This is a genomic window from Dactylosporangium cerinum, assembly GCF_042653625.1.
In the GTDB taxonomy this organism is placed as follows: domain Bacteria; phylum Actinomycetota; class Actinomycetes; order Mycobacteriales; family Micromonosporaceae; genus Dactylosporangium; species Dactylosporangium cerinum.
This window is the reverse complement of sequence record NZ_JBHSIU010000085.1, coordinates 110,162-131,357: the sequence shown is the minus strand read 5'-3', so window position 1 is coordinate 131,357 and position 21,196 is coordinate 110,162. Positions and strand designations below refer to the sequence as shown.

Annotated in this window: 18 protein-coding genes; 10 read left to right on the top strand and 8 right to left on the bottom strand. The window is 71.0% G+C overall.

The window, feature by feature from the left end; translation table 11 throughout:
- Positions 1 to 15 precede the first annotated feature (15 nt).
- Positions 16 to 1,956 carry an asparagine synthase (glutamine-hydrolyzing) gene (gene asnB, locus ACFPIJ_RS48875; protein WP_380126353.1) on the bottom strand — a complete coding sequence of 647 codons (1,941 nt, stop codon included), beginning with the start codon at positions 1,954 to 1,956 and terminating at the stop codon, positions 16 to 18.
- A gap of 86 nt (positions 1,957 to 2,042) precedes the next feature.
- On the opposite strand from asnB, the gene ACFPIJ_RS48870 reads away from it, so the two are divergent.
- Complete coding sequence (locus tag ACFPIJ_RS48870) at positions 2,043 to 3,485, top strand: aminopeptidase P family protein (protein WP_380126352.1); 1,443 nt, start codon at positions 2,043 to 2,045, stop codon at positions 3,483 to 3,485.
- Positions 3,486 to 3,543: 58 nt separating this feature from the next.
- Here ACFPIJ_RS48870 and ACFPIJ_RS48865 read toward each other — a convergent pair whose 3' ends face one another.
- Positions 3,544 to 6,060, bottom strand: coding sequence for a DEAD/DEAH box helicase (locus ACFPIJ_RS48865; protein ID WP_380126351.1), 2,517 nt, complete (start codon positions 6,058 to 6,060; stop codon positions 3,544 to 3,546).
- Positions 6,057 to 6,704 carry a tRNA (guanosine(46)-N7)-methyltransferase TrmB gene (trmB, locus tag ACFPIJ_RS48860; RefSeq protein WP_380126350.1) on the bottom strand — a complete coding sequence of 216 codons (648 nt, stop codon included), beginning with the start codon at positions 6,702 to 6,704 and terminating at the stop codon, positions 6,057 to 6,059. Before trmB ends, ACFPIJ_RS48865 begins: the two co-directional genes overlap by 4 nt.
- Positions 6,705 to 6,763: 59 nt before the next feature.
- Between trmB and ACFPIJ_RS48855 the strand changes: the two genes are divergently transcribed.
- The gene (locus ACFPIJ_RS48855; RefSeq protein WP_380126349.1) at positions 6,764 to 7,246 is read left to right on the top strand and encodes a cupin domain-containing protein; all 483 of its coding nucleotides are present in this window, start codon (positions 6,764 to 6,766) and stop codon (positions 7,244 to 7,246) included.
- 6 nt (positions 7,247 to 7,252) lie between these two features.
- Here ACFPIJ_RS48855 and ACFPIJ_RS48850 read toward each other — a convergent pair whose 3' ends face one another.
- Positions 7,253 to 8,302 (bottom strand): alpha/beta fold hydrolase, encoded by a 1,050-nt coding sequence (locus ACFPIJ_RS48850; protein WP_380126348.1) that lies wholly within the window; start codon positions 8,300 to 8,302, stop codon positions 7,253 to 7,255.
- 114 nt (positions 8,303 to 8,416) lie between these two features.
- On the opposite strand from ACFPIJ_RS48850, the gene ACFPIJ_RS48845 reads away from it, so the two are divergent.
- Entirely contained in the window at positions 8,417 to 10,423 is a 2,007-nt protein-coding gene (locus tag ACFPIJ_RS48845; protein WP_380126347.1) for a catalase, read from the top strand.
- Here ACFPIJ_RS48845 and ACFPIJ_RS48840 read toward each other — a convergent pair.
- Positions 10,420 to 10,824, bottom strand: a complete 405-nt coding sequence (locus ACFPIJ_RS48840; RefSeq protein WP_380126346.1) for a thioesterase family protein — start codon at positions 10,822 to 10,824, stop codon at positions 10,420 to 10,422. The two genes, ACFPIJ_RS48845 and ACFPIJ_RS48840, sit on opposite strands and share 4 nt — an antisense overlap.
- A gap of 53 nt (positions 10,825 to 10,877) precedes the next feature.
- On the opposite strand from ACFPIJ_RS48840, the gene ACFPIJ_RS48835 reads away from it, so the two are divergent.
- Complete coding sequence (locus ACFPIJ_RS48835) at positions 10,878 to 11,615, top strand: SIR2 family NAD-dependent protein deacylase (RefSeq protein ID WP_380126345.1); 738 nt, start codon at positions 10,878 to 10,880, stop codon at positions 11,613 to 11,615.
- A gap of 504 nt (positions 11,616 to 12,119) precedes the next feature.
- Here ACFPIJ_RS48835 and ACFPIJ_RS48830 read toward each other — a convergent pair.
- From ACFPIJ_RS48830 to ACFPIJ_RS48820, 3 genes are read right to left on the bottom strand one after another with little or no spacing between them, the layout of a single operon-like run.
- Complete coding sequence (locus ACFPIJ_RS48830) at positions 12,120 to 13,784, bottom strand: PH domain-containing protein (RefSeq protein WP_380126344.1); 1,665 nt, start codon at positions 13,782 to 13,784, stop codon at positions 12,120 to 12,122.
- Complete coding sequence (locus tag ACFPIJ_RS48825; RefSeq protein WP_380126343.1) at positions 13,781 to 14,257, bottom strand: PH domain-containing protein; 477 nt, start codon at positions 14,255 to 14,257, stop codon at positions 13,781 to 13,783. The genes ACFPIJ_RS48830 and ACFPIJ_RS48825 overlap by 4 nt, the downstream gene beginning before the upstream one ends.
- Positions 14,254 to 14,460 (bottom strand): acetone carboxylase, encoded by a 207-nt coding sequence (locus ACFPIJ_RS48820; protein ID WP_380126342.1) that lies wholly within the window; start codon positions 14,458 to 14,460, stop codon positions 14,254 to 14,256. The genes ACFPIJ_RS48825 and ACFPIJ_RS48820 overlap by 4 nt, the downstream gene beginning before the upstream one ends.
- A 287-nt stretch (positions 14,461 to 14,747) precedes the next feature.
- Here ACFPIJ_RS48820 and ACFPIJ_RS48815 point away from each other — a divergent pair, with 287 nt between their 5' ends.
- From ACFPIJ_RS48815 to ACFPIJ_RS48790, 6 genes are all read left to right on the top strand, one after another.
- Positions 14,748 to 15,833, top strand: a complete 1,086-nt coding sequence (locus tag ACFPIJ_RS48815) for an AAA family ATPase (protein ID WP_380126341.1) — start codon at positions 14,748 to 14,750, stop codon at positions 15,831 to 15,833.
- A 3-nt stretch (positions 15,834 to 15,836) separates the two neighbouring features.
- On the top strand, positions 15,837 to 16,742 hold the full coding sequence (locus ACFPIJ_RS48810) for a DUF58 domain-containing protein (RefSeq protein WP_203851132.1): 906 nt from the start codon (positions 15,837 to 15,839) through the stop codon (positions 16,740 to 16,742).
- Entirely contained in the window at positions 16,739 to 17,689 is a 951-nt protein-coding gene (locus ACFPIJ_RS48805) for a VWA domain-containing protein (RefSeq protein ID WP_380126340.1), read from the top strand. Before ACFPIJ_RS48810 ends, ACFPIJ_RS48805 begins: the two co-directional genes overlap by 4 nt.
- A 933-nt stretch (positions 17,690 to 18,622) precedes the next feature.
- Positions 18,623 to 19,327, top strand: coding sequence for a beta-ketoacyl-ACP reductase (locus ACFPIJ_RS48800; RefSeq protein ID WP_380126339.1), 705 nt, complete (start codon positions 18,623 to 18,625; stop codon positions 19,325 to 19,327).
- A 60-nt stretch (positions 19,328 to 19,387) separates the two neighbouring features.
- Positions 19,388 to 20,158, top strand: a complete 771-nt coding sequence (gene fabI, locus ACFPIJ_RS48795; protein ID WP_203851147.1) for an enoyl-ACP reductase FabI — start codon at positions 19,388 to 19,390, stop codon at positions 20,156 to 20,158.
- A 21-nt stretch (positions 20,159 to 20,179) separates the two neighbouring features.
- Positions 20,180 to 21,187 carry a ferrochelatase gene (locus ACFPIJ_RS48790; RefSeq protein ID WP_380126338.1) on the top strand — a complete coding sequence of 336 codons (1,008 nt, stop codon included), beginning with the start codon at positions 20,180 to 20,182 and terminating at the stop codon, positions 21,185 to 21,187.
- Positions 21,188 to 21,196 lie beyond the last annotated feature (9 nt).

Here is a 21,196-nt window from a genome sequence, read left to right as displayed (position 1 = left end):
TTGAAGCCGGGAAGATCACCAGGGATCTAACCCAAGCGGAGAGCCCAGCCGCACGGGGTCCGGGATCACGGGTTTGAGCGTGCCGGTGACGAAGACGGCGTGCCACACGCAGAAGACCAGGACCGTCCAGATCTTGCGGGAGTGGTCGGCTTCCTTCTTGCGGTGCGCCTTGAGCAGCCCCCGGACCACGTCGAGGTCGATGAGGTCCCCGGCGCCGGAGGAGTCGAGGACGCCGTGCGCCCAGTCGTGCATCTCGGTGCGCAGCCACGGCCGGATCGGCACCGGGAAGGCGAGCTTCTTCTGGCCGGCGACCGATGCCGGCACGATGCCGGCGAGGGCCCGGCGCAGCGCGACCTTCGTGTCCTGCGTGCGCGGCGGCACCTTCAGGTCGCTCGGCAGCGTCGAGGCCACCTCGAACACGGCCCGGTCCAGGAACGGCGTGCGCAGCTGCAGCCCGTGCGCCATGGTCATGCGGTCGGCCTGGACCAGGATGTCGCCGCGCAGCCAGGTGTACAGGTCGATGTACTGCATCGTGGTGATGTCGTCGAGCGCGCGGGCCTCCTTGAAGACCGGCGCGGTGACGTCGGTGTGCCGGATGTCGGCGGTGTAGTGCCGCAGCAACGCCGCCTTCTCCTCCTCGGTGAAGACCCGGGCGTTGCCGTAGTACCGCTCCTCGATCGGGGTGGTGCCCCGCTCCAGGAAGCTCTTGCCCTTCACGCCCTGCGGGATGACCCGCGACACCGCCCGCAGGCCCCGCTGCATGGTGTCGGGCAGGTGGCTGACGCCGGCGAGGGACAGCGGCTCCCGGTAGATCGGGTAGCCGCCGAACAGCTCGTCGGCGCCGTCGCCGCCGAGGACGACGGTCACGTCGCGGGCGGCCCGCTCGGCGAGCAGGAACAGCGGGACGAGCGCCGGGTCGGCGACCGGGTCGTCGAGGTGCCACACGATCCGGGGCAGTGCCCGCATCAGGTCCGCGGGGGTCACGACGGTGGCCGTGTTCGGCACCCCGAGCGCCCGGGCGGACTGCGCGGCGACCTCGAGCTCGGAGAACTGCGCGATGTCGTAGCCCACGGAGAAGGTCTTCAACTGGGGTTGCACCTCGGCGGCGAGCGCCACGATCGCGGTCGAGTCGAGGCCGCTGGACAGGAACGCGCCGACCGGCACGTCGGCGGTGACGTGTGTGTGGACGCTGTCGCGGAGGCTGTCGGTGATCCGGCGGATCAGGCCGTCCTCGTCGCCGGTCGGGGTGGGGCGCAGGTCCAGCTGGCTGTACCGGCGGTTGGCGAGGGGGCCGCCGGGGGTGTAGACGAACGACTCGCCGGCGCCCAGCCGCCGGATGTCGGGGTGCATGGTGGTCGGCTCCGGCACGTACTGCAGCGTCAGGTAGTGCTGGAGGTTGGCCGGGTCGACCTCGCCCCGGCGGGCCTCGGCGGTGAACGGCAGCAGCGCCTTGCGCTCCGACGCCAGGTACACCCCGTCGTCGGTGGTCAGCTGGTAGAGCGGCTTGATCCCATACGGGTCGCGGGCGCCGAACGCGCGGCGCGCCGAGCCGTCCCAGATCACGAACGCGAACATGCCCCGCAGCCGGCTGACGGCGCTGGGTCCCCAGTGGTGATACGCGGCGAGGATGACCTCGGCCTCCGACTCGGTGGCGAAGTCGGCGCCGCGGTCCTCGATCAGCTCGGCGCGCAGCGCGTCGGCGTTGTAGATCGCGCCGTCGAACACGATGAGGTACCGCCCGCGGGTGACCCCCATCGGCGGGAACGACACGGGTTGCCGGCCGCCGGTGACGTCCTTCACGGCGAGCCGGTCGGCGCCGAACACCACGTCCTCGGTGACGACCACGTTGCTGTCGTCGGGTCCGCGGTGCCGCAGCAGCTCGAGCGCGCCGGTGACCGCGTCGCGGTGCGCCGCCGCGCGCCCACGAGCGCTGACGAAGGTGAGCAGCCCAGCCATCCGTCCCCTCCGTTTCGGCAGAGAAAGTCTCGCACGCGGTACCGTCGCAGGAGGAGCACGAATTCGCAGCGATAGGACAGGCGGAGATGGACGAGAGCACGGGTGGCCAGTCGCACGATCCGGACTTTCCGGACCGGTTCATCGAGTTCATGCGGACCGGCTGGCGCGACTCTGACCTGGACGTCTCGCCCCGCCCCGAGGCCCCGGACCACGCCAAGCGCCGCGCCGAGCTGTCGGCTGCGTTCCCGGGTGAGACGTTGATCATCCCGACCGGGGTGGAGAAGGTCCGCTCCAACGACACGCACCACCCGTTCCGTCCCGGCACCGAGCACGTGTGGCTCACCGGCGGGCACGACCCCGACGCCGTGCTCGTGCTGCGCCCCACCGACAGCGGCCACGACGCCACCCTCTACCAGCGGCCGCGTTCCCCCCGCGACACCGACGAGTTCTTCCGCGACCGCAACCACGGCGAGCTGTGGATCGGCCGCCGGCACACCCTCGGGGAGCTGGCCACCGAGCTGCAGCTGCAGACCGCGCACCTGGACGAGCTCGGCGCCGCGCTCGACGACGCCGCGCCCGCCCGCACCAGGGTCCTGCGTGGCTACGACCCGGCCGTCGACGCGGCCGTCCGGTCCGCCGACCCGGCTCGTGATGCCGATCTGGCGGTGGTGCTGGGTGAGCTGCGTCTCGTGAAGGACGCCTGGGAGGTCGAGCAGCTGCAGGACGCGGTCGACGCGACGACCCGCGGCTTCGAGGACGTCGCCCGGATCCTGCCCGCCGACCGCCCGGTCAGCGAACGCCTCATCGACGGCGTCTTCAACCTGCGCGCCCGCCACGACGGCAACACCGTCGGCTACGGCTCCATCGTCGGCAACGGCGCCCACGCCGCGATCCTGCACTGGACCCGCAACGACGGCCGCACCCGCCCCGGCGACCTGCTGCTCATGGACATGGGCGTGGAGAACCGCAACCTGTACACCGCCGATGTCACCCGCACCGTGCCCGTCTCCGGCACGTTCACCCCGTTGCAGCGCCAGATCTACGACCTGGTCTTCCGCTCGCAGCAGGCCGGCATCGACGTGATCCGGGCCGGCACCAGGTTCGACGACGTGCACCAGGCGTGCATGCGGGTCCTCGCCGAGGGCCTGTCCGACCTGGGCATCCTCCCGGTCAGCGTGGACGAGGCGATGGACCCCGCGTGCATCTTCTACCGGCGCTGGACCCTGCACGGCTTCGGTCACATGCTCGGCCTCGACGTGCACGACTGCGCCACCGCCCGCAAGGAGCGCTACCGCGAAGGCGTCCTGGAGGCCGGCTACGTGCTGACCGTCGAGCCGGGCCTGTACTTCCAGCCGGAGGACGAGCTCGTCCCGGCCGAGCTGCACGGCGTCGGCGTCCGCATCGAGGACGACGTCCTGGTCACCCCGACCGGTGCCGTGGTCATGTCCGAGGCGCTGCCCCGCTCCGCGGACGCCGTCGAGTCGTGGCTCGCCACCCAGCGCGAGGCCGGCCCCCGCCTGCCGGGCTGAAACCCGGCGGCGACGGGCCGGAATCCGGCGGGAAAGCGGCCGCGAAAAGCTGAAACGCCTACTCCTCGGACATCGGCCCCACGGCGGTGACGCGGATCGCGGCGAAGCCCGTCGCGTCCGACTCGGCCAGGTCGACCTCGGCGGTGATGCCCCAGTCGCGGTCCCCGGCCGGGTCGTCGAAGATCTGGCGGACGAACCACCGGTCCGGCTTCTGCTCGATGACGAGCAGGGCCGGGCCCCTGGCGTCCGGGCCGACGCCGAGCGAGTCGTACTCGTCGAAGTAGTCCTCGATCGCGTCCTGCCAGTCGTCGGCGCTGAACCCGTGCTCGCCGTCGAGATCGCCGAGCTCGTCGAAGCGGCGCAGCGCGGCCAGCTCCACCCGGCGGAACAGCGCGTTGCGGACCAGGACCCGGAAGGCGCGCAGGTTGCGGGTGACGGCCGGCGGACGGTCGTCGAGCACGGTCTTCTCGTCCTCGGCGCCGGGGTTGCGCAGCCGCTCCCACTCGTCGATGAGGCTCGAGTCGACCTGCCGGACGAGCTCGCCGAGCCACTCGATGATGTCGGTGAGCTCCTCGGTGCGGGCGTCCTCGGGGACCGTCTGGCGCAGCGCCTTGAACGCGTCCGCCAGGTACCGCAGCACCAGGCCCTCGGAACGGGACAGGCTGTAGAACCCGACGTACTCGACGAACGTCATCGCCCGCTCGTACATGTCGCGGACCACGGACTTCGGGCTCACCTGGTAGTCGGCGACCCACGGGTGGCCCTGCTTGTAGAGGTTGTACGCCGCGTCGAGCAGCTCCAGCAGCGGCTTCGGGTGGGTGACGGTGTCGAGCAGTTCGAGGCGCTGCTCGTATTCGATGCCTTCGGACTTCATCGCGGCGACGGCCTCACCGCGGGCCTTGAACTGCTGCGCGGACAGGATCTGGCGCGGGTCGTCCAGCGTCGACTCGATGACGGACAGCACGTCGAGCGCGTACGCGGGTGCCTCCCGGTCGAGCAGTTCGATCGCGGCGAGGGCGAACGGCGACAGCGGCTGGTTGAGCGCGAAGTCCATCTGCAGGTCGACGGTGAGCCGGACCCGCCGGCCCTCCTCGTCGGGCTCGGGGAGCTGCTCGACGACCCCACCGGCGAGCAGCGCGCGGTAGATGGCGATGGCGCGGCGGATGAGGCGCCGCTGCGAGTGCACGTCCTCGTGGTTCTGGGTGAGCAGGTGCCGCATCGCCGCGAACGCGTCGCCGGGGCGGCTGATCACGTTGAGCAGCATCGCGTGGGAGACCTGGAAGCTGGAGCGCAGCGGCTCCGGTTCGGCGTCGACGAGCCGGTCGAACGTCGGTTTCCCCCAGCCGATCGACCCCTCCGGCGGCTTCTTGCGCACCACCTTGCGGCGTTTCTTCGGGTCGTCGCCGGCCTTCGCCAGGGCGCGCTCGTTGTCGATGACGTGGTCCGGCGCCTGGACCACGACGGTGCCGATGGTGTCGAAGCCGGCCCGGCCGGCCCGCCCGGCGATCTGGTGGAACTCCCGCGCGTAGAGCAGCCGCGTCTTCTGCCCGTCGTACTTGGACAGCGCGGTGAACAGCACGGTGCGGATGGGCACGTTGATGCCGACGCCCAGCGTGTCGGTGCCGCAGATGACCTTGAGCAGCCCGGCCTGCGCGAGTGTCTCCACGAGGCGGCGGTACTTGGGGAGCATGCCGGCGTGGTGGACGCCGATGCCGTGGCGCACCAGCCGCGACAGCGTCTTGCCGAACCCGGCGGTGAACCGGAACCGGCCGATCGCCTCGGCGATCATGTCCTTCTCGGCGCGGGTCGACACGTTGATGCTCATCAGGGCCTGGGCCCGTTCCAGGGCGGCGGCCTGGGTGAAGTGCACGATGTAGACTGGGGCCTGCTTGGTGCTCAGCAGCTCCTCGATCGTCTCGTGCAGCGGGTCCATCGAGTAGTTGAACATCAGCGGCACGGGCCGCTCGGCGTTCTTCACCACCGCGGTCGGCCGGCCGGTGCGCCCCGACAGGTCGTCGACGAACCGGGTGACGTCGCCGAGGGTCGCCGACATGAGCACGAACTGCGCCTGCGGCAGCTCGATGAGCGGCACCTGCCAGGCCCAGCCCCGGTCCGGTTCCGCGTAGAAGTGGAACTCGTCCATGACGACGAGACCCACGTCGGCGCTGGTGCCGTCGCGCAGCGCGATGTTGGCGAGGATCTCCGCGGTGCAGCAGATGATGGGCGCGTCGGCGTTCACGGACGCGTCGCCGGTCAGCATGCCGACGTTCTCCGCGCCGAACATGGCGACGAGGGCGAAGAACTTCTCCGAGACCAGGGCCTTGATCGGCGCGGTGTAGAACGTGGTGCGGTCCGTAGCCAGGGCGGCGAAGTGCGCGCCGGCGGCGACGAGGCTCTTGCCGGAGCCGGTGGGGGTGCTGAGGATGAGGTTCGCCCCGGAGACGATCTCCATGAGCGACTCTTCCTGGTGCGGGTACAGCTCCAGGCCCTGTTCCTTGGCCCAGCCCGCGAACGCGTCGAAGACGGCGTCCGGGTCGCCTCCCCGGGGGACCCTGGCGGCGAGTCCGCCGCTCATGACTTCACGAACATGAGGTCGGCGGGCGTGCGCCCGGCGGCGAGGGCCCGCTGCTCGAACTTCGTGACCGGCCTGCTCTGCGGCCGCGGCGCGTAGCCCTCGAACTGGTTGCGCAGCGACGGCTCGTTCGTGAGCGTCTCCAGCATCCATTCGGCGTAGCCGAGGTCGTCGGTCGCGCAGTGCAGCAGGCCGCCGGCGCGCAGCTTCGCGCTCAGGAGTCTGGCGTTGTCCGGCTGGATCAGCCGCCGCTTGTGATGCCGTGCCTTCGGCCACGGATCGGGGAAGAACACGTGCACCGCCTCGAGTGATGCGTCCGGGATGTGCTCGCGGCACAGGTCGAGGGCGTCCACGCTCACCACATTCAGGTTCGTCAGCCCGCGCTGCTCGATGTTGGCCAGGAGGTTTGCGACGCCGGGCGTGTGGATCTCGACCGCGAGGTAGCGCCGCCCGGGGTCCGCGGCCGCCATCTCGAGGGTCGCCTCGCCCATCCCGGACCCGATCTCCAGCACGTCGACGGGGTCACCGGCGGCGAACCCGTACCGTTGCGCGAGCCGGTCCAGCGCGTCGAAGTGCCGACCACTGAGCCGCCCCCGGCGCGGATGATATGTCCGGATGGGCTTGCGGGTGCGTTCGATGGTCGTCACGAGGTAAAGAGCCTACCTGCCGGCCTGCCCGCGGCGCTCAAGCGCCGTATTGTGCGGGAATGTCATATCCTCAGCCGTACTACCTCGGACCTGCCGGCGAGATCTCCGCCAGCTACCGCCCCGCGGCCGCGTCACCGGACCTGACCTACGCGAACGGCAACACCGTGCACTACCTCGCCACCGGCGCGTCGACGCACGGGCTGTTCGGCCTGTACCGCTGGGAGATGGGCCCGCAGCCGAGCGGCCCCGACCCGCACTACCACCGCTCGATCTCCGAGTCGTTCTACATCCTGTCCGGTTCGGTGCGCATCTACGACGGCAAGCGCTGGATCGACACCGCCCCCGGGGACTTCGTCCATGTCCCCGAGGGCGGTATCCACGCCTTCCGCAACGAGTCCGGCGAACCCGCCTCGATGCTGCTGCACTTCTCACCCGGCGCGCCCCGGGAGGCGTACTTCGAGGGCCTGCCGGACCTGGCTTCCCTGTCCCCGCTCGAACGCGACGAGTTCATGCTGACCCACGACACGTTCTGGACTTCGTAGGCTTCGTCAAGCGACCGGCACGGTGCGCAGGGCCGCCAGGAACTCGGCCGGGTGGGTGAAGGCGGCGAAGTGTGACGCGCCGTCGATGAGGACCAGGGACTTCGCCGGGGCGTCGACCTCGGCGAAGAACTCCACCGCCGGGCCGGTCAGCGTGACCACGTCCTGCGCGCCCTGGACCAGGTGGAACGGGATCTCCAGCCGCGTGCCCTCGGCCCGCGCGTCGAAGCGCATGAACTGGGTGAACATCGCGTCCCGCACCGCGGCGAACCCCCGCAACCAGGCGACCACGTCGAGCAACGAGTAGTCGGGCTTGGTCAGCAGCAGCGAGAAGAGCGTCTTCAGGCCGCCGTTCGGGTTGGCCGGGTCGGTGCCCATCGACCACTGCATGCGGCGGCCCCAGGCCTTGACGTCCCAGGTGCGGGGGTCCGCGTCCAGGGCCTCCAGGGTGGCGACGCCACGCTTGTTGCCGGCCGCGCGCAGGCGGTCCAGGGTGTCGGCGCGGCCCTGCCGCTCATTGCCGACCATGTCGACGTAGAAGTCGGTGCCGACGTAGGCGCTGAACAGGTCGGGGCGCTCCCGCGCCATCGGCAGGCCGACGATCGTGCCCATCGAGCCCGCCATCAGGATCACCCGGTCCTTGCCGAGGTGGGCGCGGACGTGCTCGGCGACCTCGATCCCGTCGGCGACCATGCGCTCGAACGTCAGTTCCGCGGCGCTCGGCGCGCCGTTGCGGCGCAGGGTCCGGCCGCAGCCGCGGCGGTCCCAGTGCACGACGGTGAAGTGCCGCTCCCACTCGCGCAGCGCCGCGGTGAACACCGAGTACGGCGAGCCGGGGCCGCCGTGCACGACCAGCAGCACCGGGTTGTCCCGGTCCTCGCCGCGGATCTGCAGCCACTGCTCGACGCCGCCGATGCGCACGTAGCGGCCCTCGACGATGCCGTTCGGGGTGGTGATCCTGGCCCGGGCGGCGACCTTGCGCTTGAGCACCGCCCGGACGGTGAGGGGAGCGGCGAGGAGGAGCGCGGCGGCGGCGAGAACGATCAGTGTGGTTGTCATGCGGTGAACGGTACACACGTGTCACACAAATGTACAAGACGTTTGTGCCACCACTTCGATGGAAGATGCGGTGGAACGTGTGTAAAAGCCGCGAAGCGCGGTAGCCCTTCAGGTATGACCGCCACATCGGACCACCGGGCGTTCAACGAGGCTGCGCTCACCACCGACCAGGGCATCCCCGTCGCCGACACCGACAACTCGCTGCGCGCCGGGGCCCGCGGCCCGAGCCTCCTGGAGGACTTCCACCTCCGCGAGAAGCTCATGCGCTTCGACCATGAGCGGATCCCGGAGCGGGTGGTGCATGCCCGCGGTGCCGGCGCGCACGGCGTGTTCAAGATCTACGAGCCGCTGGACGAGTACACGACCGCGGACTTCCTCACCGACCCGGACGCCGAGACGCCCGTCTTCGTGCGGTTCTCCACCGTGCAGGGCTCGCGCGGATCCACCGACACCCCGCGGGACGTGCGCGGCTTCGCCACGAAGTTCTACACCCGGCAGGGCAACTTCGACCTCGTCGGCAACAACATGCCGGTCTTCTTCATCCAGGACGGCATCAAGTTCCCCGACCTGGTGCACGCCCTCAAACCCGAGCCGCACCACGAGATGCCGCAGGCCGCGTCCGCCCACGACACGTTCTGGGACTTCGTCACGCTGCAGCCCGAGACGATGCACCACCTCATCTGGCTGATGTCCGACCGGGCCCTGCCCCGCTCGTACCGCATGATGCAGGGCTTCGGCGTGCACACCTTCCGCCTGGTCAACGGCCACGGCCGCAGCACCTTCGTGAAGTTCCACTGGACCCCGGCGCTCGGCACCCACTCCCTGGTCTTCGACGAGGCGCAGAAGATCTCCGGCAAGGACCCCGACTTCAACCGCCGCGACCTGTGGGAGGCGATCGAGGCGGGCAACTTCCCCTCATGGGAGCTCGGCGTGCAGTTCATCCCCTCGGAGCGGGCGTTCGAGTTCGACGACATCGACCTGCTGGACGCCACGAAACTCATCCCCGAGGAGCTCGTGCCGGTCACGCCCGTCGGCCGGCTCACGCTCAACCGCAACCCGGACAACTTCTTCGCCGAGACCGAGCAGGTCGCGTTCAGCGTCGGCAACATCGTGCCCGGCATCGACTTCACCGACGACCCGCTGTTGCAGGCGCGGCTGTTCTCGTACCTCGACACCCAGCTCACCCGCCTCGGCGGCCCCAACTTCGCGCAGCTGCCGATCAACCGCCCCCGCGTGCCCGTCCGCAACCACCAGCAGGACGGTTTCCACCAGCAGCGGGTGCCCGTGGGCCGGGCCAACTACTCGCCCAACTCCCTGGGTACGCAGGACGACGGTGCCGGCTTCACGCACCACCCGGAACTGGTCGACGGCCCGAAGGAACGCAAGCGCAGCGTGACCTTCGCCGACCACTACAGCCAGGCGACCCTGTTCTGGAACAGCATGTCGGCGTGGGAGCGCGAGCACATCGTGGCCGCGTACCGCTTCGAACTCGGCAAGGTCACCACCATGGCGATCCGGGTGCGGATGGTCGAACACCTCAACCGCGTCGACCACGACCTCGCGGTGGCGGTCGCCGCCGGCATCGGCGTCGAGGAACCGGTCAAGTCGGTCGACAACCACGGCCGCGCCTCCGCCGCGCTCAGCCAGGCGCCCACCTCACCCGGCCCCGTCACCACCCGCAAGGTCGCGGTCCTCATGGGCGACGGCGTCTCCGCCCGCTGGGTCGCCGGCCTCAGCGAAAACCTCGCCGAACACGGCGTCACCGTCGAGCTGCTCGGCCCCGTCGACGGCACGGTCGACACCGACGACGGCCTGCCGATGGAGGTCACCAGGGCCATGAGCACCGTCGCTTCCGTGGTGTACGACGCGGTCGTCGTCCCCGACGGTGTCCTCTCCCTCGCCGCGGACGGCCTGGCCGTGCAGTTCGCCGCCGAGGCCTACAAGCACGGCAAACCGGTCGCGGCCGCCGGCACCGGCGAGGACGTCCTGCTCCGCGCCCACATCCGCCTCGACGCCGAGGACCCGGCGCTCATCCTCGGCGACGCCCCGGCGGCCGGCCTTCTCGCCGCCCTGGCAGTGCATCGCAACTTCGCCCGCGACATCGCCGCGATCCCCGCCTAGCCCTGCTCCAGCGCCTTCTCCAGGAACCTGTGACGGTCCACCAGCACCCGCTCGACCCGGCCGTCCGCGACCACCTGGCTGCCGTCACGGGCCACGATCTCGAACACGAGCTTCCGCCCGTCGGCCTTCGCCAGCCGCGCCTCGACGGTGACCCGCCCCCCGATCGGGGTCGCCGCCCGGTGCTCCAGCTCGACCCGGGTCCCGACCGTCGTCCACCCCGGCGGCAGCCGCCGGACGAGCGCACCGACCGTCGCCGCCTCGGCGAGCGCCAGGACCTTCGGCGTGCCGAGCACCGGCACGTCACCCGACCCCAGCGACTGCGCCGTGTCGGCGTCGGTGACGGTCAACTCGACCCGGGCGACCGCACCGACCCAGGGTGCCGCGTCCACAGAGAAGCCCATAGCCCCCACAGTAATGAGTTTCGACGCGAAAACCCCGCCGCTACAGTCGGCGCATGCGCAACCTTGAGGCCTGGATCGACGCCGGCGACGTCGTCGCCCTCACCGGCGCCGGCATCTCCACCGACTCCGGCATCCCCGACTTCCGTGGCCCCGACGGCGTCTGGACCCGCGACCCCGAGGCGATGAAACTCTCCTCGATCGACCACTACGTCGCCGACCCGCAGGTCCGCCGCCGCGCCTGGCAGGAGCGGTTGCACAACCCCGCCTGGACCGCCGTGCCCAACCCGGCGCACCACGCCCTCGCCGACCTGGAGCGCAACGAGCTGCTCACCGCCGTCATCACCCAGAACATCGACGGCCTGCACCAGCGCGCCGGCTCCTCGAACGTCATCGAACTGCACGGCACCCTCTCGGAGACCGAGTGCCTCGGCTGCGGGGAGCGCCGCCCGATGCCCGACACCCTGGCCCGGGTCACCGCCGGCGACCCCGACCCCGCCTGCCTGACCTGCGGCGGCCTGCTGAAGTCCGCGACGATCTCCTTCGGCCAGGCGATGCACCTGCCGACCCTCGAAGCGGCCGCCTCGGCCGCGATGGGCTGCGACGTGTTCCTGGCCGTCGGCACGTCCCTGACCGTGCACCCGGCGGCCGGGCTGGTCGACGTGGCCCGGAAGGCCGGCGCGCTGGTCGTCATCGTCAACGCCGCCGAGACCCCGTACGACGACGTCGCCGACCTGGTCATCCGCGACCCGATCGGCGAGGTGCTGCCCCGCCTCGTCCACGCCCCGGCCTGACCACCCGCCAACCCCGCCCCGCAAGGTCGCCCACCGCCCGCCGTTGATCGAAGCCGTGCACGGCTGTGCGGACAGCCGGCCAGCGACTTCGATCACGGGGGAGATCCGCTCCCGGCGCAGAACATGCGGGCAATGCGGCTGATCCGGGCATCGGCAGTGCTGGATCGGGCGGCGTGCGGCGTCGTTGCTGGATTCCCACAAGCCGAACGATCCCCGGGTGCCTGACCCCGGGATCGTTCGGCTTGTCGCGCCACCACCCGCTTGACGAGACCTTTCACGGATCGAAGTCGTGGGCTGGTTGTCCGGGCGGCCGCGGGGCGACTTCGATCACCCGGTGAGATCGACTCGGAGAGCGGTCTTGCGGGCCGGGGTCGGCGAGGTCCCGTGATCAGGGCTGGACCGCCGGGCGCCTCCGGGTCACGGCGCGAGCGGCGGGCGAGTACTGGGGCTGCTCGTCCGTGCTGGGCCGCTGGACTGCGGGCGGCGGGAGGGTGGCCGCCCGGATCAGCTGGAGGGCCGGCTGGTCGGTGGCGGAACGGCGGGCGGCGGGAGCGTGGTGGCCGGACCGGCCGATGGGCCAGCAGGCCGCGGATCCGGCGGCGGTGGACCTGCGTCCGGGCCAGCCGATGGGCCGGCGGGTCGCGGCTCGGGTGCCGGTGGACCTGCGGCCGGTCCGGTTGGTTGGTCAGTGGGTCGCGGCTCGGGTGGCGGTGGACCTGCGTCCGGGCCAGCCGATGGGCCGGTGGGCCGCGGATCCGGTGGCGGCGGAACTGCGGCCGGAGCGGTCGGTGGGCCGGCTGGCGTGAGGGGGTCGGTGGGGGTGGGGGCCGGGCCGGTGGGGTGCTGGGGCATAGAGGGCTTGGCCAGGAAGACCTGGGGGTGGGTGGCGGCGCGGCGGGCGGAGCGGGAGCGGGCGGCGAGGAGGTCGGCGAGGGCGTACGCGTCGGTGGTGGCGCGGTGCCGGGCGACCGCGTGCAGGCCGCCGGCGGTGTCCACATGGACGGTGGCCAGGTCGAGGGCGCGTTGCAGCGGGCCCTGGGTGACCCGGACGCTCTGCACGCGGACCAGGGGCACCGCCACGAGCTCGCGGGTCAGGACGCCCTCGCGGACGGCGACGACCGTGTCGGTGACGGCGACGCCGATGCGGGACCAGGCCAATGGGGCGAGCCAGCGGGCGCGGCGGGGTGGGCCGGCGACGGGCAGGGCCGCGGCGTCGAGCGGGGGTGCGGTGACGGTGGCGTGGACGGCGGCGCCGAGGAACCTGGCCGCGACGGCGAGGGTGTCGGCGGAAGGAGCGACGGGGACGAGGGTGCCGGCGCGCAGTTGCTCCTCGCCGTTGCCCGCGTAGCCGGCGACGTCGATGCGGGCGCGGGCCCAGCCGGGGGAGCGCCACAGCAGCGGCCAGGTCACCCTGAGGCCCTGGACGCGGCGGGGCGGGACGGTCTGGCTGCGTTTGTTGAGCAGGCCCTGGCGGATCCGCAGCGCGGTGATGTCGGTGCCGATGGTGAAGGCCCACTCGTCCAGGACGCGGCGGACGGGGACCTGGAAGACGCCGAGGAACGCGGTGATGGTGCTGGCGGCGCCGATCAGGGTCCAGGTCGGGTCGAGGGTGGCCTGCCAGGTGACGAAGACGAGGCCGACGGGGACGGCCAGGGCCTGCGGGGTGAGCAGCTGGGCGCGCAGCAACCGGCGGTTGTCGACCGAGAAGGCAACCGCGGTGTCGTCGGTGGGGGCGTGCGACACGCCGGTGGACAGGCCGATGAGGCGGGACCGGAGGGTGGCCGCGCCGTCGACCGTGAGGTAGGCCAGGGGCGCCTCGGTCTTGCTGGCGCCGATCACCTCCAGGCGCAGCTCGGCGAGGCCGAAGACACGGGCGAGCAGGGGGCGCACGACGTCGATGGCCTGGACCCGTTCGAGCGGGATCGTCCGGGTGCGCCGCGAGATCAGCCCCTCGTGCACCCGCAGCTCCCGGCCCACGACCTCGTAGCCGGTGACGAGCCAGACGACGGCGGAGACGAGGACCGCGACGACGAGGATGGCGCCCATCACGGCGAGCCAGTGCAGCGGGCCCAGGTCGCTCAGGCCGCGCCAGGAGATGGCGACGACGGCGAACGCCACCAGTTTGGCCCCCTTCAGCAGGGGGGTCAGCGGGTGGAGTCGTTGCCTCACAGGCCCTCTTCGCGGATCTCGCCGAGGGTGGCGAGCCGGTCCCGCAGGCGGGTCGCCTCGGCCGCCTCGAGTCCGGGGACGGAGGCGTCGCTGGCCGCCGCGGCGGTGTGCAGGGTCACGGTGGCGAGGCCGGCGGCGCGTTCGAGGGGGCCGGCGGTGACGTCGACGAACTGCATCCGTGCGTACGGCACGATCGACAGCCGGCGCACGAGCAGCCCGTGGCGCACGAGGAGGTCCTCGGCCCGCTCGGCGTAGCCCCAGGCGCGCACCGATCGGCGCATGAACACGGCGCGGAAGCTTCCCAGCACCACCGCCGCAAACGTGATCAACAGAAACCATGCGCTGATCAGGAGGGCCGCGACGGCCGACGCGACCGCGAACACCAGGGTCCAGGCGGTCAGGACGGCGAGGCGCAGCCAGAAGTAGCGGGGCGAGATCGACCGCCACGAGACGGTTTCGGGCGGTGCGGTCACTCCTCGAGCGTATCCGTGGCGACGGGGATCGTGTCGCGCAGAAAACCGCGTGCGGTCAGGAAGTCACCGAGCGTGACGCGGTGCGTGTCGCAGGCGAGCCAGATCTTGCGCCGGTCGGGGGTGTGCAGCTTCGGATTGTTCCAGCGCAGCTGCCAGGTCGCCGGGGCACGGCAGCCCTTGGCGGAGCAGATGAGGGGATCCACGCGGCCAGTGTGCCAGCGGGAGAGCAGAGGATGAGCGCCGGGCGGCCACGGGGGAAGCCGCCCGGCGACGGGGTGAATCGTACCCACGCGGGTACGGGTGATGTCCAGTCACCCGAGGTGTCTGATCCGAAAAACCCGCATAATCACTAGCCGGATTTCCGAAAAATCAGTAAAAATCGGTCGTCACTGGGACTCTCAGAAGCTTCCCAGTGACGTCGGATCGCGTTCGGTTGGTCCGGCGTGCGACGCTTGGAGCGCTCCGATTGTCAGCATTGAGTGGAGGACCGGTGACCCAGCCGAGCAACCCCGTCTCGCCGCCAGGCGGGCAGGTCTCGACACCCGCTCAGGACGCGACCGTGCTGGAGCGCGCCCTGTTCGAGGTCAAACGGGTCATCGTCGGCCAGGACCGCATGATCGAGCGCATGTTCGTGTCGCTGCTGTCGCGTGGCCACGTGCTCCTCGAGGGCGTGCCCGGTGTGGCGAAGACCCTCGCCGTGGAGACCCTGGCGCGGGTCGTCGGCGGCACGTTCTCCCGCATCCAGTTCACGCCCGACCTGGTGCCCGCCGACATCGTCGGCACCCGGATCTACCGGCAGTCCAGCGAGAAGTTCGACGTCGAGCTCGGCCCGGTGTTCGTCAACTTCCTGCTCGCCGACGAGATCAACCGCGCGCCCGCCAAGGTGCAGTCGGCGCTGCTGGAGATCATGGCCGAGCAGCAGGTGTCGATCGGCGGCGAGACCCACAAGGTCCCGCGCCCGTTCCTGGTCATGGCCACCCAAAACCCGATCGAGCAGGAGGGTGTCTACCCCCTGCCCGAGGCGCAGCGCGACCGCTTCCTGATGAAGATCCAGGTGGGGTACCCCACCGACAGCGAGGAGCGCGAGATCGTCTACCGGGTCAGCGTGAAGACCCCGGAACCGGTCGCCGTGCTCAGCCCGACCGAGCTGATGGCGTTGCAGGACAAGGCCGACGACGTGTTCGTGCACAACGCGCTCGTCGACTACGCGGTGCGGCTCGTGGTGGCGACCCGGTCACCGGCCGACCACGGGCTCGCCGACGTCGCGCAGCTCATCCAGTACGGTGCGAGCCCCCGCGCCTCGCTCGGCATCGTCCGTGCGTCGCGGGCCCTGGCGCTGCTGCGCGGCCGTGACTACGCGCTGCCGCAGGACGTGCAGGACATCGCGCCCGACATCCTGCGCCACCGCCTGGTGCTGTCCTACGACGCGCTCGCCGACGACATCCCGGCCGACGAGATCGTCAAGCGGGTCCTCGCCGCGGTGCCGCCGCCGACCGTCGCGCCGCGCCAGCAGGCCGTCGCCGGCGCTCCCTCGGGGCCCCCGCCGACCACGATCACCACCTGGCCGGGCCGCTGATCCATGGCCACGGAGGATGCCCGCGCCGAGGTCGTGCTCAACCGCATGCAGCTGCTCGTCACCCGCAAGCTCGACGGCCTGCTCCAGGGTGACTACCTTGGCCTGCTGCCCGGCCCGGGCACGGAGGCGGGGGAGTCGCGGGAGTACCGGCCGGGCGATGATGTGCGCCGCATGGACTGGCCCGTCACGGCCCGCACGACGCTGCCGCACGTCCGGCAGACCGTCGCGGACCGGGAGCTGGAGACCTGGCTCGCCGTCGACCTGTCCGCGAGCCTCGACTTCGGCACCGCCCGGTATCTCAAGCGTGACCTGGCGATCGCCGCGGCCGCCGCGGTGTCCCACCTGACCGTCCGCGGCGGCAACCGGATCGGCGCCGTCGTCGGCACCGCCGGCGATATGCACCGGCTGCCGGCCCGCCCCGGCCGCAAGGACGCGCAAGGGCTGCTCCGGGCGATCGCCCTGACGTCGGCCCAGCCCGGCCGCGCCGACCTCGGCGCCCTGGTCGACATGCTCAACCGGCCGCCCCGCCGTCGCGGCATGGCGGTCGTCATCTCCGACTTCATGACGCCGGTCGCCCAGTGGGCCCGCCCGCTGCGCAAACTCGGCGTCCGCCACGACCTCCTCGCCGTGGAGATCGTCGACCCACGCGAGCTCGAACTGCCCAACGTCGGCGTGATCGCCCTCGTCGACCCCGAGACCGGGCGGATGCACGAGGTGCAGACCGCCGATCCGAAACTGCGGCATCGGTACGCACACGCGGCCGCCGCCCAGCGCGCCGAGATAGCCTCGGCACTGCGCGGTGCCAACGCCGCGCATCTGAGACTGCGCACCGACTCCGACTGGCTGCTCGACATCGTCCGGTTCGTCGCCGCCCAGCGACATGCCCGGACGAGGGGGACGACCCGATGATTCGTTTGCTCTCACCGTGGTGGCTGCTGTCACTGCTGCCCGTCCTCGCCGTCATCGGCGTGTACGTCTGGCGGCAACTGCACCGTCGCGCCTTCGCCGTGAAGTTCACCAACGTGGACCTGCTCAGCAGCCTGGTGCCCAAGGGCATCGGCGTGCGCCGCCACGTCGGCGCCGCCGCCTTCCTGCTGAGTCTGCTCATCCTCAGCTTCGGCATGGCCCGGCCGTCGGTCGACACGAAGGAACCCCTCGAGCGGGCCACCATCATGCTCGCCATCGACGTGTCACTGTCGATGCAGGCGACCGACGTGCAGCCGACCCGTATCGAGGCGGCCAAGTCCGCCGCCAACGACTTCGTCAAGCAGCTGCCGGCCTCGTTCAACGTCGGCCTGGTCTCCTTCGCGAAGACCGCCAGCGTCCTGGTCTCGCCGACGAAGGAACGCAACTCGGTCCTCCAGGCGATCGACGGCCTCACCCTGCAGGAGTCGACCGCCACCGGCGAGGCCGTCTTCACCAGCCTCGACGCGATCCGCACCGTCCCCGCCGACGGCGCCGACGGCCCGCCACCGGCCCGCATCGTCCTGCTCTCCGACGGCTTCCGCACCGCCGGTCGCTCCCTGGAGGACGCCTCCGCCGCCGCCTCCGCCGCCAACGTCCCGGTGTCGACGATCGCGTTCGGCACCGACGAGGGCGTGGTGCGCATCGGCAACACGCCGCAGCGGGTGCCGGTCGACCGGGCCTCGTTGCAGAAGGTCGCCGAGACCACCAAGGGCTACTTCTACGAGGCGGCCAGCAAGGAAGAGCTCAAGCGCGTCTACACCGACATGGGCAGCTCCATCGGCTACAAGACCAAGCCCCGCGAGATCACCCAGTGGTACCTGGGCGCCGGCTTCCTCATGGCCCTCCTCGCCGGCGGCCTCAGCCTCCTGTGGGGCAGCCGCCTCCCGTAACCCGGCGCCTCCGACAACCCGAACGATCCCCGGACCCGTCACCCGGCAGATCGTTCGGGTTGTTGAGTTTCCGCCCCCAACAGGCCGCCTCCCCGCAACCGTCAAGCGGGACGAATCAGGTGCGTGCCGGCCGCCCACACGGGTGGTGGTCCCGAGGGTTCTCGACTGTCGCCGGCTGCAAGAAATCCTTCGATCATGAAGCCGAGCCAAGCAGGAGACGGAAATGTCCGGACCCCTGACGGGCCGGAACGCCGGAGAACCGGCGGTGGATGAGGACGCAGGGCGGATCTTTCGGGTGATCGAAGTCGCGCACCGCCCCCGCCCAGCCAGCCCGCGACTTCGATCACCGTCACACCGCCGCAGCGAAGCTGCGGCAGGATCGCAGTGGCGGCTGTCCCACTCCAGCCCGGTAGGGACGGTGACCACGATGGCCTCGGGAAGCGCAGCGCCCGATCTGGCCACTCGGGCTGGTTAGGGGAGTGCGGCCGCGCAGCGGTCGCACGGGGGCCGCGGGTGGGAACCCCGCCGCCGCAGCGAAGCTGCGGCAGTTAGCTCAATGCGCCCCTACCATGTAGAAGAGCGCAGCGACCCACATGGCGGCCAGGAAGAATCCAATGGGCGCGATGAAGCGGCTCATGACGTGCTCCCAACGGTGTGTCTCGAGAAGAACAGAGAACAGACACGCGGAGCCGTGACAGGGGAAAGGACTACACCCGGTCACGACTGGAAGGATCGCTACTTCGCACAGCGATCACCTCCAGAGAGCAGCAGCCGCACCGGGCGGTCAGCAAAAAGCACGTGCAGACGCGCTCATGGTAGCGCCACGCCACAGTGGCCACATCAGCCGACCGGCGAGTTGGCGGGTACCCGTCAGTAACACCTAATCTCCGTACAGCTAATCGCAGTGCATCACAGCGGCAGGAAGGCGGCAACGTGGCGAGGACCGTGCTGGTCACCGGCGGTAACCGAGGGATCGGGCTGGCTATCGCCCAGGCCTTCGCGGCGCAGGGGGACCGGGTCGCCGTGACCCATCGAGGCTCCGGCGCCCCCGAGGGGCTGTTCGGCGTGCAGTGTGACATCACCGACAGCGCCGCGGTCGACGCCGCGTTCACGACGGTGGAGGCGGAGCTCGGGCCCGTCGAGGTGCTCGTCGCCAACGCCGGCATCACCGACGACACGCTGCTGCTGCGGATGAGCGAGGACCAGTTCACCCGGGTCCTGGACACGAACCTCACCGGGTCGTTCCGCTGCGCGAAGCGGGCCTCGAGCAAGATGCTGCGGGCCAAGTGGGGGCGGATCATCTTCATCTCGTCCGTCGTCGGGCTGTACGGCGGGCCCGGCCAGGTCAACTACGCCGCGAGCAAGGCCGGTCTGGTCGGCATGGCCCGGTCGATCACCCGTGAGCTCGGCAGCCGCAACATCACCGCCAACGTGGTGGCGCCCGGGTTCATCGAGACGGACATGACGGCGGTGCTGCCGGAGGCGACGCAGGCCGAGTACAAGAAGGCCATCCCGCTCGGCCGGATGGCGAAGCCCGAGGAGGTCGCCGGCGCCGTGACGTGGCTCGCCAGCGACTCGGCCGGGTACATCAGCGGCGCCGTCATCCCCGTCGACGGCGGCCTCGGCATGGGCCACTGACCAGAACGCCGCCAGACAAACGCCGCCAGACAAACGCCGCCAAGGACACAGAGGAGAACCATGAGCGGACTGCTCGAAGGCAAGCGGCTGCTGATCACCGGGATCATCACCGACCAGTCGATCGCCTTCTCCGTCGCCAAGCTCGCCCAGGAGCAGGGCGCGACCGTCGTGCTGACCGGGTTCGGCCGGCTCTCGCTGGTCGAGCGGATCGCGAAGCGGCTGCCGAAGGAGGCGCCGGTCATCGAGCTCGACGTCACCAACCCCGAGCATCTCGCAGGCCTGGAAGGCAAGGTGCGGGAACACGTCGACGGCCTCGACGGCGTCCTGCACTCGATCGGCTTCGCCCCGGCCAGCTGCCTGGGCGGCGGGTTCCTGGAGGCGCCGTGGGAGGACGTGGCGACCGCGATCCACGTGTCGACGTTCTCGTTCAAGTCCCTGGCGGTGGCGTGCCTGCCGCTGATGGGCACCGGCGGCTCGGTCGTCGGGCTCGACTTCGACGCGACCAAGGCGTGGCCCGTCTACGACTGGATGGGCGTGGCCAAGGCCGGCCTCGAGTCGACGTCCCGGTACCTCGCGCGTGACCTCGGACCGCGCGGCATCCGGGTGAATCTCGTGGCGGCAGGCCCACTTCGTACCATGGCCGCCAAATCGATCCCCGGCTTCGCGGTGTTCGAGGAGTCCTGGGCGAAGACCGCGCCGCTCGGCTGGGACCTCAACGACCAGGTCGCGGCCGCGAAGGCCTGCTGCGCGCTGCTGTCGGACTGGTTCCCGGCCACGACCGGCGAGATCGTGCACGTCGACGGCGGGTACCACGCGGTCGGTTCGTCCTGACCCTGTTGCAACAATGGACGCGTGGCATATGACGCGTTCCTGCTCGTCTCGTTCGGCGGTCCGGAAGGGCAGGAGGACGTCCTGCCCTTCCTGGAAAACGTGACGCGGGGCCGTGGCATCCCGCGCGAGCGGCTGGAGGCGGTCGCCGGGCACTACCGGCACTTCGGCGGCGTGTCCCCGATCAACGCCCAGAACCGGGCCCTGCTGGACGCGTTACGACCGGGCCTAGACCTGCCGATGTACTGGGGCAACCGCAACTGGCACCCGTTCCTGTCAGACGCTGTCCGGCAGATGCGCGACGACGGCGTCGAGCACGCCCTGGCGTTCGTGACCAGCCCGTTCGGCTCGAACTCGTCCTGCCGCCAGTATCAGGACGACATCGCCCGCGCCCGGGACGCCGTCGGGCCCGACGCCCCGCGGATCGACAAGATCCGGCACTTCCACGACCATCCGCTCTATGTGGAGTCGCATGCGGCGGCGGTACGGGCAGCGCTCGATTCCCTGCCGTCCCGGCTCAGCGCCCGGCTCGTCTTCACCGCGCACTCGATCCCGACCGCCATGAACGACGCGTCGGGCCCGGGCGGGGTCGGCCGGTACCGCGCGCAGCTGCTGGAGACGGCCGAGCTGGTCGCCGCCGCGGCCGCCCCCGAGCTTGAGTGGGACCTGGTCTGGCAGAGCCGCTCCGGCCCGCCGCAGGTGCCGTGGCTCGAACCGGACGTCAACGACCACCTGGCGGCGCTGTCCGCGGCCGGGGTGAAGGAGGTCGTGGTCAGCCCGATCGGCTTCATCTCCGACCACCTGGAGGTGATCTGGGACCTCGACAACGAGGCCCGGGACACCGCCGCGAAGCTCGGTCTCGCCTTCGCCCGCGCCGCCACGCCGGGCGTCGACCCCCGCTTCGTGACCATGATCCGACAGCTCGTCGACGAGCGCGTGCTAGCTCACAGTAACGTTCGTCACGCGCTCGGAACCGTCCCCACCTGGGATTACTGTCCGGCCGACTGCTGCGTGTCACCAAAACGCGTATAGGACCGAAAC